Raw genomic sequence first — 14,799 nt, 5'->3', positions numbered from 1 at the left:
GGTTAGACTGAAAAAAAACGAAAGGATGAAATGCAATGAGCAGTCAAAGTACAAAGTACAGTTCGGTCATTATTGGTTTGCATTGGCTCAGTCTGATTCTGATGGTGTTGGTCTACCTGTCGATGGAAAGCCGTAGCTTGTTTGAGCGGGGCAGTGATGCCAGGGATTTAGTCAAAGCTTTGCATTACAGCCTGGCATTGACCTTATTGTTGTTGACCGGTTTTCGTGTGCTGGCGCGCTTGCTGGATAAAGCCCCGCCCATAGTACCGAGCCCGACGATGTTGGCGCAGCGCCTGACAGGCCTTGGCCATCTGCTGATTTATGGCTGGATGCTGGGCATGATCCTGTTGGGGTATCTGGTGCTGAGCCTGGAAGGTCACGATTTTCAGTTCTGGGGGCTGTCAGTCCCTCTGCTGACCGGTGAAGACAGTGAGTTGGCTCATCAACTGGAAGACGTGCACAAGCTGGGAGCCACCTTGGGCTACTACCTGATTGGTGGCCATGCGCTGATGGCCCTGTGGCACCACTATGGTCGCAAAGACAATACCTTATACCGCATGTTACCGCTGGCTAAGTTCAAATCTGGCGAATAACTTGATCCGGCCGGTAAAAATCGGTTAACTACGCGCCTTCAATCCCGGAGGCGCTGTGAGCAAAGCCAATACCCCGTCAGAAATTACTTTACCAGCCAGCGATCAGGGCTGGCGTACTGTATTGGCCTTTTTATGTGCGCATTTTCACCGCATTGCACCGCAGGTATGGCAGCAACGTGTGCTGGACGGCAAAGTGTATTGGTATGACAGCGGCGAGCCTATTACGCCTGACACCCTGTTCAAACCAAGCCGCCGCGTTTGTTATTTTCGTGAAGTGACCATCGAGCCCCAGATCCCCTTTGAGCATCAGTTACTGTACCGTGACGAGCATATTGTGTTGGCCTGCAAGCCGCATTTTCTGCCGGTGATCCCAGGTGGTGATTTCGTGAATGAATGTCTGCTGGAGCGGTTAAAACGCGACACCGGCCTGACAGATTTAGTGCCGGTGCACCGGCTCGACAATGAAACCGCTGGTCTGGTGTTATTTTCCTGCAACCCGCAAAGCCGGGCGGCCTATTACCAGCTGTTTGCTGAAGGCAAAGTAGAAAAGACCTATCAGGCGGTTGCCGAATTGCCTCCAGCGCTGCAACAGGCCGACTTGCCCATGCAGTGGCGGGTGCAAAACCGTATTGAAAAATCGGAGCCGCGTTTTTTAATGCGCCAGTGGGCTGGTGACGTCAATGCCGATTCCAGCCTGAGTCTGGTGGCTTGCCGCGAGCACCTTGGTTTATTTGAACTCTGCCCCCATACCGGCAAAACCCATCAGCTGCGTCTGCATATGCAGCAGATTGGCTGCCCCATTTTATGGGACAAATATTACCCCCAGTTGCAGCCGAAACAGCGCGGCAATTTCAGTCAGCCGTTACAGCTGCTGGCGCAGCGTTTGCATTTTACCGACCCTATCAGTGGGGCGGAACATCAATTTCAATCCAGCCGTCAGCTGCAAAGCTGGCCGCTTTAAAGGAGTCCGCATGTCAAAGAAAGTCTATTGCATTGCCCAGTTTCAGCCCAAGCCGGGCAAAGCATCAGAGTTGTTTCAGGTGCTGCAAAGCCTGGAGCCGAATACCTTGCGCGAAGATGGCTGCCTGCAGTACCGGGTGACCCGTCAGGTTCAGAGTGACTTTGCACCCGGCAGCAGTTTTCCTATTGTGTTTAATGAAATTTGGGCGGACTTGGCCAGTTTTGAAGCGCATTGTCAGCGTAATGAAATTAAAGAGTTTTTCCAGCGTTATTGCCTGGCTGAAGACGGCCTGGCAGCCGACTGGAATGTCTGTATTTACTCCGACGAACCCGAACACTTTGACGCCCCGCAATTAGGTTATTGAGAACCCTATGAAGAAGTTACCGCATACATATACCCAAGTAACTTCAAGAAGCAGAATTCAGCGGGAGATAAAAGCGCTTTAGGCAAGGCTGCTGTTGGACGCTTTAGTGGTTCTAAAGCGACAACAGTTAACGCGGCATAAAGCGCTTTTAGCCCCGCCCAAGGGCTCTGAAACTCGCATCTTGAGGTCACTTGGGTATAAATTGGGCATTGTGATGCCTTTTTTACTGTCATTGCTGATGAGCTGCATTGTGTCGTTAGTGGCCACCATTAAAAGCATTGGCCTGAGCCCGGAGCTGCTGCATACATGGTTAGGTGCCTGGGGCATCTCCTGGATGGTCGCTTTCCCTGTGGTGCTGGTGGTGTTACCCGTGGTGCGGCGTTTGGCGCTGTTGTTGGTCGAAGGGCCATCACGTTAAGTCCAGCATACTGCAGTCAATAAAAACAAAGGGCGTTCGTGCGTCGATAAGCCAGATTGTTGGCTTATCGAAATCCCGCAATCACCCGCACAGGGTCTGCTTAGTTCTTTGCCTTCCCTCGCCGTAGGCGAAACAACCATGCTGAAGGCATAGGAAGAGTGTTGATACTGCAGCAAAAAAGACAACTCCAGTACGCTTAACCGACAGATATTCCAAAAAAACGCCTTTTATTATTTTTCGGCAAGCAGCAGTGCTGCTCAGTGTCAGTGGGTCTGCAGGTACCAGATGCTGAGGTGGTAAATACAGACCAGACCGACACCACTGTAAAATAGCGCTAACAGAGAATTCACCGCCAGCAGGCTAAGCCAGAACGGGCCTGTTACTTGTCTGGCCTCCCTGGCGTTTTTACGCCATAAACCAAAAGAGCTGGGGATTAGCAGCACTGCTGAAACCATACTCAGCAGGATAATCAGGATGGCGCCAAAGCCAGCCGAGGGGCTGCTGTCCTGAGGATCGGAGCTAATTAATAAATAATAAGAAAAAGCCAATAGGCTAAAAAACAGGCCCACGATTTGAAAAGGTTTCATTTTCTTCCTTGAAAAGTTGCGATAGAGCGTTCGTTATTTGCCCATTTTCGCTGGTGAATCCAAAGCGGGATCTGGCACCAGAGCGCGTTGCTGAATCTGGCCGCCGGTCAAGCCAATCTGACCGGTGTACTGGCGCTTTCGCCCACCACTGTGTGCCAGCGCAGAATGCGGTAACTGCTGACCAGGCCGTTTTTCACATAAGGGTCCGCTTTGGCAAAGGCCTCAATAATGGCCGGGTCTGAGACTTTAAACAGCAACATAGCGCTTTCAATGGGTTCACCGACAGCCCCGCCTAACACCAACTCTCCGCGCTCTGCGGCTTGCCAGGCCAGTTCCAGATGGGCGGCGCGAAACAGCACCCGCTTTTCCAGATAGTCGGCCGACGTCTGATAACACAATAAATAATGCTGAGCCTCTGACATTCACTAGTCCTTGCTGATCCGCACTAACCTGAAGTGTCCGTTAGCCACTGCCGGACACTTTTAGTGTCCGCGGACACTTTGCTATTGCTTAGATTTGTTGGGTAAATTCAATAAATACAGAAGCTTATGGCTATTTTTGTAGTTGGCACAAAGCCTGCTATCTGTTGTTGTCGAATCAGGTTACCGCAAAGTAGCGGACAGGAACAGCAGATGATACAGGGTACACAGAATCAGGATATTCAACTCCAGCCGAAAGCCAGACGATTCAGCAAAGGCAATCTGCTGGCACTGGGTTTTACCTTCGCCGTTTCGGCCATCAGTTATGGTTTGTGGAGCGCCAGCAGCGCTCAGGCGTCGTTAGTGATCCCAAAAAATCAGGTGCAGCTTGCCACTGTTGAGCGCGGCAGTTTTACCCGCGATTTATCGGTGCAGGGCCGTATTGTGGCGGCCAACGCACCGACGTTAATCAGCCAGGAAGCCGGTCAAATTCAATACCTGAAACAACCGGGTGAAGCTGTGACCTTAGGGGATTTACTGGCGGTGGTGTCCAGCCCACAACTGGAGAACGAGCTGAAACAGCAACAAGCCACCTTAGCCAGCATGGAATCTGATTTTGAACGCGCGACTTTGCTGGCGCGTGAGCTGCAGCTGGATATGGAACAAATCCAGAATACCGCTCAGGTCAATCTGCTGGCAGCGCAGCGTGAGTTGGCGCGGGCTGAGCAATCGATCAAAGTCGGGGTGATCCGTCAGCTGGACTATGACGTGGCCAAAGACAAGCTGGTGCAGGCCGAACTGGAGTTTGACCATGCCAAACGCAAAGTCAGCTTAGCGTCGGACAAGCTGCAGTTTGAAAAAAAGTCGGGGGCGGCAGCCTTACAGCGTCAGACCTTAGTGGTCGCTGAGCTGGAGCGAAAACAGGCCGCCTTGCATATTACCGCCCCGGTCACTGGTCAGGTCGGCAACTGGCTGGTGGAGCAGCATGCCCATGTGCTGGCTGGCGCGCCGCTGATCACGGTGATTGATTTAAGCCAGTACGAAGCTGAGCTGGCTATTCAGGAAAGCTACATTCGTGATTTAGCGGTCGGTATGCCGGTGGAAGTGAATCTGGGTAACCAACAGCTGAAAGGCCAGTTGAGTCATATTTCGCCGGAGGTCAAAGATAATCTGGTGACGGCGCGGGTGCGTTTCAGTCAGAACGACAGCACCAGTCTGCGACAGAACCAGCGTTTATCTGCCCGCGTCATTATTGAGCAAAAAGACAACGTGCTGCGCATTCGCCGCGGTGACTTTGTGGCCTCAGGCGCCAGCCGTATTGCCTATCAGGTCAATCAGGACCTGGCAGTGAAAACCCCGGTGGTGTTAGGCGCTTCGTCGGTGCAATACGTGGAGATTTTGCAAGGCGCCAAAGAAGGCGACCAGTGGGTGATCTCCAACCTGGATGAATTTAAACAGCAAGACCGCGTACAACTGAATTAATCACTACTTTGACCGAATTTGCAGGAGCACAACATGATTAAAATTAATAATTTATCGAAGATTTTCCGCACCGAACTGATTGAAACCCACGCACTGCGGGCCATTGATCTGCATGTGAAGGAAGGCGAGTTTGTCGCGCTGACCGGGCCTTCAGGTTCAGGCAAATCCACCTTGCTGAACGTGATTGGCACACTGGAAAGTTTTGATCAGGGCCAGTATTTGCTGGATGGCCATTCAGTGCAGGGCTTGTCGGATAAAGCCTTATCTGCACTGCGTAATGAAAAAATTGGCTTTATTTTCCAGGGCTTTAACCTGATTAAAGACTTCAGCCTGTTTGACAATATTGAACTGCCGCTGCGCTACCGCGGCATGAATTCGGCTGAGCGTAAGCGCCGGGTGGAACAGGCGCTGGAAACAGTGGGTTTAGCGGCCCGTCGTGATTACCACCCCAGCCAGTTGTCTGGCGGTCAGCAGCAGCGGGTGGCTATTGCCCGCGCCATTGCCGGTGAACCACGCATTCTGCTGGCGGATGAACCGACAGGCAACCTGGATTCCTTAATGGCGCGTCAGGTGATGGAGTTGCTGGAAAAAATCAACCAGCAGGGCTGTACCATTCTGATGGTTACCCATGACCCGGACCAGGCCCGCCGCGCTGGCCGCCATGTGCAGATTGTCGACGGACAGCTGAACGATGCCACAGTGTATGAGCCTTTAAGCGCAGGAGCCTGAGATGGAACAGTTCTTACATAACCTGAAACTCAGCCTGCACAGCATTAAACGGGCGCCGCTACCCTATTGTTTAACCTTACTGATTTTAAGCCTGGGCCTGGGCACCTTTTTCAGTAACGCCACTTTGTACTACTGGATGAACCGTGACCCGTTGCCAGAAAAAAGCCAGACGCTGTTTATGGCGCGGATTAACTCAGTGCCCGGAGACTGCACCGACTGTTTTGAACCTCCGCGGGTCATGAGTTATATGGACATACAAAAAATGAGCGGCAGCGGCATTCCATCTGCAGAAGCGGCGATGTTTTCCAGCGACGCCTATGCCAAAACAGTGGAGAATCAGCAAGCTACACCAAGTCGGGTCGAGTTGCGAGTAACTCAGCGTGACTTTTTTAAGTTATTTGATGTGCCCTTTTTACAGGGGGAAACCTGGCCGGACAACAAGGCCAGAATGGAAGTGGTGATCAGCAAAAACACCGCGCTGAAGTTTTTTAGCCGCACCGACGTGGTGGGGCAGGACATGCTGATTGATGACAAGTTGTACAAAGTGATTGGAGTGCTGGATGACTGGGCCATGCTGCCACGCCTGTATGACGTGAACGGTCGTCGTTCTGCTGAACCTGCTGAAGACATCTATATTCCGCTGGAAACCGCATACGATTTGGCTATTCAGTCCAATACACAGAACTCTTATTTTGATGTGGATTGGGACGGCAATATGGCCACTTACTCACAAATGGCCAGAAACAACTTTGCCAATATGCTGCAGTTTTGGGTGCAGTTGGACAGCCCGGAAAAAGTGGCACAGTACCGGCAATTTCTGAAAAACCTGGTGGCGGATGAAAAAGCCGCTGGGCGCCATGAACGGCCAGAAAGTAACAAACTGGACAATCTGCTGGACGTGCAGACGGCGCTGCGCGCGACCAATGATCAACTGGATGCCTTTGCGCTGGTGGCCTCATTATTCCTGTTGGTTTGTGTGGTCAATGCCAGCCATTTGTCACTGAACCGCTATATGGCCAATCAGTATGAATTCAGCCTGCGCCGTGCTTTGGGTGCCAACCGCTGGCAGTTGCAAGGCCAGATTGTGGCGGATGTGCTGCTGAGCTCAGTACTGGCCTTTATGGCGGCTTTGTTATTTGCCCAGCTGGGCTTGTGGGCCATCAGTTCTTTATTACCCAGCACTAAGGCTTTAGCTGGTTGGGATTGGTCAATGCTGGCGGTGATGGCAGCCTTTGTGGTGCTGGTAAGTTATTTAGTCACGCTGTATCCGGCGTTAAAAACCTCGTTCAGCCCGCTGAACCAACAGTTAAAATAATAAGGAGTCTGTGATGTCAGTTTCTTTAATTATTAAATCCTTATTGCGCCGCAAAGTGATTACCGCCTTATTGCTGTTGCAGCTGGCTGTGACCTTAGGTTTGGTGGTCAACTCGTTGTTACTGGCTGGGGCGGCGAAGGAGCTCGTCGAGCAGCCGACTGGACTGGAGCTGGATCAATTGCTGACAGTATGGGTAAAGCCGACCAGTGCTGCAATGCGGGTTGAACCCGCATTATCTGAAGTGATCACCAGACAACTGGTGGCCATCCGGGCTATTCCGGGGGTCGAAGCTGCGGACTCTGCCAACCAAATTCCTCTGCGTCAAGGGGGCTCAAACCGCAATATGTTTGAAACAGACCGTCAGGATGAGTCCAATGTAAGCTCTGTTGCTTATTACAATACCGGTGCTCAGATTTTTCAGGTTCTGGGTAGTAAGTTGGTGGCTGGGCGCCTGCTGACCGATGCAGATATGAATACGCCAAACACAGTCATTACCGAAAAACTTTCCAGGCAATTGTTCGCCGGGCAGGATCCTATTGGCAAATCAACCAATAACGGTACCGTGGTCGGAGTTATTTCTGACTTTTATTCTCAACGTTACGCCAGCGATCCTTTTTATTCACAGATCCTGTTTTATGTTCTGGATGGAGCTGAGCGTGGTTATCAGCTAATAGTTCGCGTTGCGCCAGGGCAGGCTGAGCTGGTGCGTCAGCAACTTACCGATGTGATCAGAAGTGCCGAACCGGAGATGGATATCGGTACTGTGACGCGAATGGACGAAAACCGTGACGAGGTGTTCCGATCTGAAATTGGCCTGGCAACTTTGCTGGCTATTTTAAGTGGCCTGATGCTGCTGGTTGCGATGATTTCAGCCTACAGTCATGCACACTTTCACGCACTGCAAATGCAGCAGGAAGTGGGGATTAAGCGGGCTTTGGGCGCCAGCAAAGCCCGGGTTTTGCTGGACGTGTTAAGCGAGAGTTGGCTGACGACGCTGGTGGGTGCTGTGCTGGGCGTGCTGGTGTGTTATGGCCTGAATATCAGCCTGGCTAAAGTGATCAGCATTCCGGCAGTGCCACTGTGGCTGCCTCTGCTGGCCACTCTGTTACTGTTGGTTTGTGTCACTCTGGCAACATGGTATCCTGCCAGAATAGCCACAAGGATTTCACCGGCTACAGCCACCAAGACGCTATAACAGATGAAGAAAATACTGGTCATTGATGACAACGAGGCGGTGTGCACCGCCTTGCTGACCCTGTTTCAGTTGCAGGGGTATCAGGTACTGCTGGCGCAGTCTCCCGAACTGGCCTTGCAGCTGCTCGCCCGCCAGACTGTGGATCTTATTTTGCAGGACATGAATTTCGCCCAGGGCGAAATGAGCGGTGAACAAGGCAAAAACCTGTTTTATCAGCTGCGTTCTGCCTATCCCGCTACCCCATTAGTGCTGATGACCGCCTGGACTCAGCTGGATATGGTGGTGGAGCTGGTCAAGGCCGGCGCAACGGACTACATTGCCAAGCCCTGGGATGACCAGCGTTTACTGACCACTGTGGCGAATGTGCTGAAACTGTCTGAACTCAGTCAGCAACAACAACAGGCGCAGCGACGCCAGCAAGAGCGGCTGGCATCCTTTGACGGCAAAGACTTAGCCGGATTGGTCTTTGCCAGCACGGCGATGGAGCAATTGCTGCAGATGGCGCTGCAGCTGGCCCCGAGCAATGCGGCTGTGCTGATCACCGGCGAAAACGGCGCCGGCAAAGAAGGCATAGCGCAGGTGCTGCATGCCAACTCTGATCGCCGGCGGCAGCCGCTGATTAAAGTGAATATGGGCGCCTTGCCGGCCGACTTGATGGAAGCTGAGCTGTTTGGCGCCGAGGCCGGTGCCTACAGTGGTGCCAGCAAAACCCGGATAGGCCGCTTTGAAGCGGCCGACGGTGGCAGCTTGTTCCTGGATGAAATTGGCAACCTGTCGTTATCTGGCCAGATGAAACTGCTGCGGGTGTTGCAGACCGGCGAGTTTGAACGTTTAGGTTCCAGCCAGACCCGCAAAGTGGACGTGCGTATTATCAGCGCCACCAACAGCGATTTAACCCAGGCTATCGCCACAGGCCAGTTCCGCCAGGATTTGTATTACCGCATTAATGTGGTGCAGCTGCATTTACCGGCGCTGCGCCAGCGGCTGGACGACATCATCCCGTTGGCCCGTCATTTTCTGGCTGGTACAAAAACGCTGACACCCGAGGCAGAGCAAGCGCTGCGTCAATACAGCTGGCCCGGCAATGTGCGGGAGTTGCAGAACTTGTGTCAACGGGCTTTATTACTGACGCCTGGAGAGGCCATTGATGTTGCCGATCTGGGGTTACCGCAAGACAGCGGTTCGAAAAAGAGCCTGGACGATTTAGACAAAACTGAAATTGAGCTGGCCTTGTCTGCCGCGCAGGGCATCGTATCCCGCGCCGCCAAAGCCTTGGGCATCAGCCGGCAGGCCTTGTACCGGCGCATGGAGTTCTATGGCATTACCCCGCCTTAAAACCACACTGGGGCAGCGGCTCTGGTTAGTCAATTGCCTGGCGCTTGCGCTGGTGCTGGGGTTGCTGTGGTGCTTTAACACCCCATGGTGGCTTCTTCTTGTACTGCTAGCCGGCTGGGGGCTGTTTGGTGTTGGTCAGTACCTGGCCCTGAAGCCATTGGCCGATGAGCTGCAGGCACTGAATCTTCATGCGCAGAACCTGCAGGATGGCAGTTTTAATGTCGATGCCAACCGCGAGCTCTTGAGTGAGTTGCAGCCGCTGGCCGGGGTGCTGCAGGACATGTCGGCCCAGCTAAGGCAGGAAAGGGCCACCTTGTACCAACGTGAGCTGCTGCTGGACACAGTGCTGCAAAGCAGCCCCAGCGCTTTGTTGCTGACTGATTCTGCCGGCCGTTTATTAATGTCGAACCCCGCGGCCAGGGCTTTGTTTAACCCGGGCCGTAACGCCGAAGGGCTGTTGCTGGAACAGCTGTTAGCCAGCTGGCCTGCGCTGCTGCAGGCGATCCAGAGTGGCCAGCAGGGCTTAATTCATCTGGGCGAACCGGCCAGTATCTGGCATTTGTCTATCAGCTTTTTTCAGCTCAACCAGAAGCCACATCAGCTGTATTTGCTCAAGCCGATGACGCGGGAAATCCACCGGGAAGAAATCAAAGCCTGGAAAAAACTGCTGCGGGTGATAGGGCACGAGCTGAACAATACGCTGGCGCCGCTGTCGTCGATGGCGTTTTCCGGTGAGCAGCTGGCCCGGCAGTATCAGGATGACCGGCTGCAGCAGATTTTCCAGACCATGGCCGAGCGCTCGCGCCACCTGAATCAGTTTTTGCAGTCTTATATTGAGTTTGCCAAGCTGCCGTTGCCGCAGCGTGGGCCGGTGAACTGGCCGCGGCTGATTAACCAGTTGCAGGAGCAGTATGAATTTGAACTGGTTGGGGATTTACCCAGACAGGACTGGCAACTGGACTCAGTGCAACTGATGCAGTTGTTATTGAATTTACTGAAAAACGCCCATGAGTCCGGCTCTGCTGCAGAGCAGATCGAACTTCAATTGCAGGAAACGCCTGCAGGGCTGCGCCTGAGTTTGCAGGACGCTGGAGGGGGCTTAAGCGCGGACAGTTTGGCCCATGCCATGGTGCCGTTTTTTACCACCAAAGCAGGCGGTTCCGGGATTGGGCTCACTCTGTGCCGGGACATCGCCGAAGGCCATGGCGGCAGCATCGAGCTGGAAAACCACGGCGCCGGTTTATTGGTCACCGTTAATTTCCCTGCGTAGCGTGGGGGTCAGGTCTTGAATTTTGCATTGAAACGCAAAATTCAAGACCTGACCCCAAATGACCCGAGGCTGGTAATATGCCTAAATCAGAGGCATCATAAAGCATTGAAACTACTGTGTTCCTGATAAGGACAGATGACGTGTCGTCCGCTTCTGCTAAAAAACTCAATCTGAAAACTGTGGCGGCGCTGCTGAATGTCTCTGTCGCCACTGTCTCCAATGCCTTTAACCGGCCCGATCAGTTGTCGCCAGAGCTGCGGCAAAAGATTTTGCAGCAGTGTGCTGAGCTGGGTTACGACGGCCCGAATGCAGCGGCCCGCAGTTTACGCACCGGCAAATCCGGCATTATCGCTATTTTGCTGTCCGACAGCCTGGAGTATTCGGTCAGCGATCCGGTGGCTAATCAGCTGATCAAAGGGGTGGCGGAAGTGATCCAGGAGCAGGGCATGGATTTGCTGCTGTTGTCGAGTCGGCATAACACCGCTTGCAGCAGTGCAGAAGCCTTACCCGATGGTTTTATTTTGTATGGGGCGCCGAGCAACCATGAGCAATTGCAGCGTATTTTGAAAAGCGGCAAGCCGCTGATTAGTGTCGACTGCAACTTACCCGGGGTGGCGGCCGTCAACGTCGACAACTACGCTGCAGCCCGGCAGATCGCCAGCCATGCACTGGCGCAAAAAAACGGCGCTGTGGCGGTGTTAGGCCTGCGGTTGATTGATTCAGAGCGGGTCTGTCGCATTCAGCCGGACGAGCTGTATGGCACCGAACAATCCATTTCCCGCCGTCGGCTGGATGGCTATCTGGCGGCTGCTGACAAACATGGCCGGCAGATCCCAGCCCAAAGTGTCTGGCATATTCCATTAAACACCCATCACTTTGCGCAGGTGGCGGCCCGCGAAGCCTTAACCCAGTTTCCGCGGCCTCAGGTGTTGCTGTGCATGAGCGACCGCATAGCGCTGGCGGCAATGACAGTCGCACGTGAACTGGGTATTGCCATCCCACAGGACTTGGTCGTCGTAGGCTTTGATGGCATCGAAGAAGCGGAACGCTTTTACCCAAGCCTGACCACCATAGCGCAGCATAGCGACGAAAAAGGCCGTACCGCCGCGCGCCGTTTGCTGGCCGGTGATTTGCAAACCGACCTACTGATGCCGTCTGAACTTATGCAACGGCAAAGCTGCTAATAGTAAAAAGGGGTCAGGTCTTGTATTTTGCGTTTCAATGCAAAATACAAGACCTGACCCCTTTTTAACAGTTTTCATTGAAACTTAAACGATTCAGATGTAGGCTGAAATTAAGATCCATCAGAGATCAGTGCGGCTGCGTCACCGCCGCTTTTGCCACTCAACAGGGTAATAAACGATGCAACAAAACCAGTCTCTTGCTGCGCAGGTGTCGATGGCACCGAGCGCCTACAGCCAGGTGAAATGGATGACCTGCCTGATGTTTTTTGTGTTTGCGATGACCACAGACGCAGTCGGCGTCATTATTCCGCAGGTGGTGCAGCAGTTTCAGCTGAGCCTGACCGAAGCGGCGGCCTTTCATTATGTGCCTATGGTGTTTATTGGCTTGTCCGGTTTATTCCTTGGCCGGCTGGCAGACCGTTTTGGCCGGAAAAAAGTGATCCTCTCCGGCCTGGCGCTGTACGCCTTGGCCTGTGTTGCTTTTGTGTTTGGCGAAGATTTCCTGTTTTACCTGCTGCTGCTTGGTGTCAGTGGGCTGGCGATTGGTTTGTTTAAAACCGGCGCTTTAGCGCTGGTAGGCGATGTCAGTGCTGATAGCCACAGCCATACCCGACTAATGAACAGAGTTGAAGGTTTTTTCGGTTTGGGAGCGATAGCGGGGCCGGCCTTCGTCGGTATGCTAATAGCCGCACAATTGGGTTGGACTCAGCTCTATCTGCTGGCTGGTTTTATCTGTGCCGTGCTGCTGTTAATTGCCGCCCGGCTGGAGTACCCGGCCTACCAGCCGCAGCCGCAAAGCTCCATCTGGCAAAGCCTCAAACTGGTGAAAGACCCCTACGCGTTGTGGTTTTCGCTGGCGATTGCCTGTTATGTGGCGACTGAAGTGGCTATTTTTGTCTGGTTGCCGACCTTGCTGCAAAGCTATGACGGTCAACAAGCCTTGTTGGCGACTCACGCCATTACCTTATTTTTTGTGCTGCGCACCGCCGGACGTTTTCTAGCGGAGTACCTGTTGCTGAAGTTCGACTGGACTGTGCTGCTGGCCTGGTTTGGCAGCGCGATTTTCCTCTGCTTTGCGCTGAGTATGTGGCAGGGCGTGAGTTGGGCTTTGTGGCTGATGCCGGCCAGTGGCCTCTTTATGTCGATGATGTACCCGACACTGAATTCCAAAGGCATCAGTTGTTTTCGTCGCGACCAACATGGCGCAGCGGCCGGGCTGATTTTAGCCTTTACCGCGCTGGCCGCTGCCCTTGGGCCTTTGCTGATGGGCATGGTCGGTGACGCCTTGGGCGATGTGCGGTATGGCTTTTATCTGGCAACCGGCTTTGCCGGGCTATTGTGCCTCGGCTTATGGTGGAACTACCTGAAGCAGCCTGCTGCAGCAAGGCTGCAGCAGACCCATTAAGTCTTCGTTTTGAGAAACCGCAGCGGCGCTAAGGCGCCGGTTCTGCTTTGCAGTATTGGTTAATGTAGTCTTGATGTGAAGGGAGTTGTTGCACTGCCTGTTGCATCGCCTGGCGCATTTTCGCCAGATAATCACTGCCTTGCACAGGCCTGTAATTCAGCAGCATATCGCTTTGCTGTGGCAGGTTGTTCTGGCCTATATGCACTGCCAGCCAGCTGGTGTTGCCGAATAAATCCAGCTCGCCGGGAACCAGGCGGCCGTACTGACGGAACAGTTCAATGCGGTACTGCAATGGATCAGGCACCTGCATCTCGGCGCAATAACGCCAGAGTTCGCTGTCGTCGCGCTGGGTCAGCTTGTAATGCAAAATAACAAAATCGCGGATATTTTCCATTTCCCGAATGGCAATACGGTTGTATTCATCCCGTAATAAGGGGCTGAAACTGGTGTCCGGAAACAGTGCCAGCAATTTGGCAATGCCAGCCTGGATCAAATGAATACTGGTGGATTCCAGCGGTTCCAGAAAGCCACTGGACAGGCCAATAGCCACCACATTTTTATTCCAGAACAGCTTGCGGCGTCCGGTGACAAAGTTCAGCTGGCGCGGCTCTGCCAGCGCTTCGCCATCCAGCTGCTGCAGCAATTGGTCGGCGGCTTGCTGTGGCTCGATAAAACTGCTGCAAAACACCTGGCCGTTGCCTGTACGGTGTTGCAGTGGAATACGCCAGCACCAGCCGGCCGATAAGGCGGTGGAGCGGGTGTAAGGTGTAAAGTCCCCGCGCTCTGAAGGCACAGCCCAAGCACTGTTGCAGGGCAGCCAGTGCGACCAGTCTTCATAACCGGTTTGCAGGCTTTGTTCAATTAACAGGCCACGAAAACCCGAGCAGTCGATAAAAAGCTCGGCGTCCAGCACAGCACCTGACTCCAACTGCACGGCACGGATATGACCGTTTTCTGGCTGTTGCTGCACTGCGGTTATTTTGCCTTCAATGCGTGCGACGCCACGTTGTTCGGCGTAACGGCGCAAGTAGCGGGCGTAAAGGCCGGCGTCAAAGTGGTAAGCGTAATCATGGGTCGACAGCACTGATCTGGGTTCGGCCACAGGCGGGGCGAATTTGCCGGCCTGCGCCGCCTGCCAGGCCATGGAGTACTGCTCCAGGTTGTCGGCTTTGCCTTGCTGTCGGGCTTGCCACCAATGGTGATGAAAATTCACCACATCGAACTGACGGCCGTAACTGCCAAATGGGTGGAAATAACGCTGGCCACGGCAGCCCCAGTTCACAAACTCAATGCCGAGTTTAAAGCTGCCTTGGGTGGCTTTGATAAAGTCGTGTTCATCGATCCCGAGGCTTTGGTTAAACAGCCGGATCGGTGGAATGGTGGCTTCGCCAACACCGACACTGCCAATGTCTTCGGATTCCACCAGAGCAATGCGGCAGCCCTGCGGTAAGGCATTGGCCAGCGCCGCTGCTGTCATCCAGCCTGCCGTGCCGCCACCGACAATCAGTACTGAACTTATGGCGTTTGAATTCATGCTGACCT

The 14,799-nt window shown here is 53.6% G+C and carries 15 protein-coding genes; 12 read left to right on the top strand and 3 right to left on the bottom strand.

The window, feature by feature from the left end; translation table 11 throughout:
• The first annotated feature begins 35 nt into the window (after positions 1-35).
• From ACFO3I_RS08110 to ACFO3I_RS08095, 4 genes are all read left to right on the top strand, one after another.
• A complete protein-coding gene (locus ACFO3I_RS08110) occupies positions 36-593 on the top strand; it encodes a cytochrome b (protein ID WP_377333191.1) in 558 nt (185 codons plus the stop codon).
• Positions 594-648: 55 nt separating this feature from the next.
• Positions 649-1,554, top strand: coding sequence for a pseudouridine synthase (locus tag ACFO3I_RS08105; protein ID WP_377333189.1), 906 nt, complete (start codon positions 649-651; stop codon positions 1,552-1,554).
• A gap of 10 nt (positions 1,555-1,564) precedes the next feature.
• On the top strand, positions 1,565-1,918 hold the full coding sequence (locus tag ACFO3I_RS08100) for a putative quinol monooxygenase (protein WP_377333187.1): 354 nt from the start codon (positions 1,565-1,567) through the stop codon (positions 1,916-1,918).
• Positions 1,919-2,132: 214 nt separating this feature from the next.
• Positions 2,133-2,336 (top strand): DUF2798 domain-containing protein, encoded by a 204-nt coding sequence (locus ACFO3I_RS08095; protein WP_377333185.1) that lies wholly within the window; start codon positions 2,133-2,135, stop codon positions 2,334-2,336.
• 263 nt (positions 2,337-2,599) lie between these two features.
• On the opposite strand, the gene ACFO3I_RS08090 is transcribed toward ACFO3I_RS08095, so the two are convergent.
• Both ACFO3I_RS08090 and ACFO3I_RS08085 read right to left on the bottom strand, forming a co-directional pair.
• Positions 2,600-2,923, bottom strand: a complete 324-nt coding sequence (locus ACFO3I_RS08090; RefSeq protein WP_377333183.1) for a hypothetical protein — start codon at positions 2,921-2,923, stop codon at positions 2,600-2,602.
• A gap of 107 nt (positions 2,924-3,030) precedes the next feature.
• Positions 3,031-3,345, bottom strand: coding sequence for a YciI-like protein (locus tag ACFO3I_RS08085; protein WP_377333181.1), 315 nt, complete (start codon positions 3,343-3,345; stop codon positions 3,031-3,033).
• A 210-nt stretch (positions 3,346-3,555) separates the two neighbouring features.
• Between ACFO3I_RS08085 and ACFO3I_RS08080 the strand changes: the two genes are divergently transcribed.
• From ACFO3I_RS08080 to ACFO3I_RS08045, 8 genes are all read left to right on the top strand, one after another.
• Entirely contained in the window at positions 3,556-4,824 is a 1,269-nt protein-coding gene (locus ACFO3I_RS08080; protein ID WP_377333179.1) for an efflux RND transporter periplasmic adaptor subunit, read from the top strand.
• A gap of 33 nt (positions 4,825-4,857) precedes the next feature.
• Positions 4,858-5,553: an ABC transporter ATP-binding protein gene (locus tag ACFO3I_RS08075; RefSeq protein WP_377333178.1), complete on the top strand. Its 696-nt coding sequence runs from the start codon at positions 4,858-4,860 to the stop codon at positions 5,551-5,553.
• A 1-nt stretch (position 5,554) separates the two neighbouring features.
• Positions 5,555-6,868: an ABC transporter permease gene (locus ACFO3I_RS08070; protein ID WP_377333176.1), complete on the top strand. Its 1,314-nt coding sequence runs from the start codon at positions 5,555-5,557 to the stop codon at positions 6,866-6,868.
• Between the two features lie 13 nt (positions 6,869-6,881).
• Entirely contained in the window at positions 6,882-8,063 is a 1,182-nt protein-coding gene (locus tag ACFO3I_RS08065) for an FtsX-like permease family protein (RefSeq protein ID WP_377333175.1), read from the top strand.
• Between the two features lie 3 nt (positions 8,064-8,066).
• Entirely contained in the window at positions 8,067-9,398 is a 1,332-nt protein-coding gene (locus tag ACFO3I_RS08060) for a sigma-54-dependent transcriptional regulator (RefSeq protein ID WP_377333173.1), read from the top strand.
• Positions 9,379-10,668, top strand: a complete 1,290-nt coding sequence (locus ACFO3I_RS08055; RefSeq protein WP_377333171.1) for a sensor histidine kinase — start codon at positions 9,379-9,381, stop codon at positions 10,666-10,668. Before ACFO3I_RS08060 ends, ACFO3I_RS08055 begins: the two co-directional genes overlap by 20 nt.
• A gap of 140 nt (positions 10,669-10,808) precedes the next feature.
• Complete coding sequence (locus ACFO3I_RS08050; RefSeq protein WP_377333169.1) at positions 10,809-11,852, top strand: LacI family DNA-binding transcriptional regulator; 1,044 nt, start codon at positions 10,809-10,811, stop codon at positions 11,850-11,852.
• A 178-nt stretch (positions 11,853-12,030) separates the two neighbouring features.
• Positions 12,031-13,257 carry an MFS transporter gene (locus ACFO3I_RS08045; RefSeq protein ID WP_377333167.1) on the top strand — a complete coding sequence of 409 codons (1,227 nt, stop codon included), beginning with the start codon at positions 12,031-12,033 and terminating at the stop codon, positions 13,255-13,257.
• A gap of 28 nt (positions 13,258-13,285) precedes the next feature.
• Here the strand turns inward: ACFO3I_RS08045 and ACFO3I_RS08040 are convergent, their stop codons facing one another.
• The gene (locus ACFO3I_RS08040; protein WP_377333165.1) at positions 13,286-14,791 is read right to left on the bottom strand and encodes a tryptophan halogenase family protein; all 1,506 of its coding nucleotides are present in this window, start codon (positions 14,789-14,791) and stop codon (positions 13,286-13,288) included.
• Positions 14,792-14,799: the final 8 nt, after the last annotated feature.

This window comes from Rheinheimera marina (genome assembly GCF_042654345.1).
In the GTDB taxonomy this organism is placed as follows: Bacteria; Pseudomonadota; Gammaproteobacteria; order Enterobacterales; family Alteromonadaceae; genus Pararheinheimera; species Pararheinheimera marina.
Note: the sequence above shows the minus strand (reverse complement) of the source record. Positions and strands in the feature narration are given on the sequence as shown.

Excerpts from the sequence above, each read along its gene's own strand:
- ACFO3I_RS08070 (WP_377333176.1), top strand. The coding sequence starts at position 5,555 with ATGGAACAGTTCTTACATAACCTGAAACTCAGCCTGCACAGCATTAAA.
- ACFO3I_RS08060 (WP_377333173.1), top strand. The coding sequence starts at position 8,067 with ATGAAGAAAATACTGGTCATTGATGACAACGAGGCGGTGTGCACCGCC.
- ACFO3I_RS08095 (WP_377333185.1), top strand. The coding sequence starts at position 2,133 with ATGCCTTTTTTACTGTCATTGCTGATGAGCTGCATTGTGTCGTTAGTG.
- ACFO3I_RS08065 (WP_377333175.1), top strand. The coding sequence starts at position 6,882 with ATGTCAGTTTCTTTAATTATTAAATCCTTATTGCGCCGCAAAGTGATT.
- ACFO3I_RS08075 (WP_377333178.1), top strand. The coding sequence starts at position 4,858 with ATGATTAAAATTAATAATTTATCGAAGATTTTCCGCACCGAACTGATT.
- ACFO3I_RS08100 (WP_377333187.1), top strand. The coding sequence starts at position 1,565 with ATGTCAAAGAAAGTCTATTGCATTGCCCAGTTTCAGCCCAAGCCGGGC.
- ACFO3I_RS08110 (WP_377333191.1), top strand. The coding sequence starts at position 36 with ATGAGCAGTCAAAGTACAAAGTACAGTTCGGTCATTATTGGTTTGCAT.
- ACFO3I_RS08085 (WP_377333181.1), bottom strand. The coding sequence starts at position 3,345 with ATGTCAGAGGCTCAGCATTATTTATTGTGTTATCAGACGTCGGCCGAC.
- ACFO3I_RS08045 (WP_377333167.1), top strand. The coding sequence starts at position 12,031 with ATGCAACAAAACCAGTCTCTTGCTGCGCAGGTGTCGATGGCACCGAGC.
- ACFO3I_RS08040 (WP_377333165.1), bottom strand. The coding sequence starts at position 14,791 with ATGAATTCAAACGCCATAAGTTCAGTACTGATTGTCGGTGGCGGCACG.
- ACFO3I_RS08080 (WP_377333179.1), top strand. The coding sequence starts at position 3,556 with ATGATACAGGGTACACAGAATCAGGATATTCAACTCCAGCCGAAAGCC.
- ACFO3I_RS08090 (WP_377333183.1), bottom strand. The coding sequence starts at position 2,923 with ATGAAACCTTTTCAAATCGTGGGCCTGTTTTTTAGCCTATTGGCTTTT.
- ACFO3I_RS08055 (WP_377333171.1), top strand. The coding sequence starts at position 9,379 with ATGGCATTACCCCGCCTTAAAACCACACTGGGGCAGCGGCTCTGGTTA.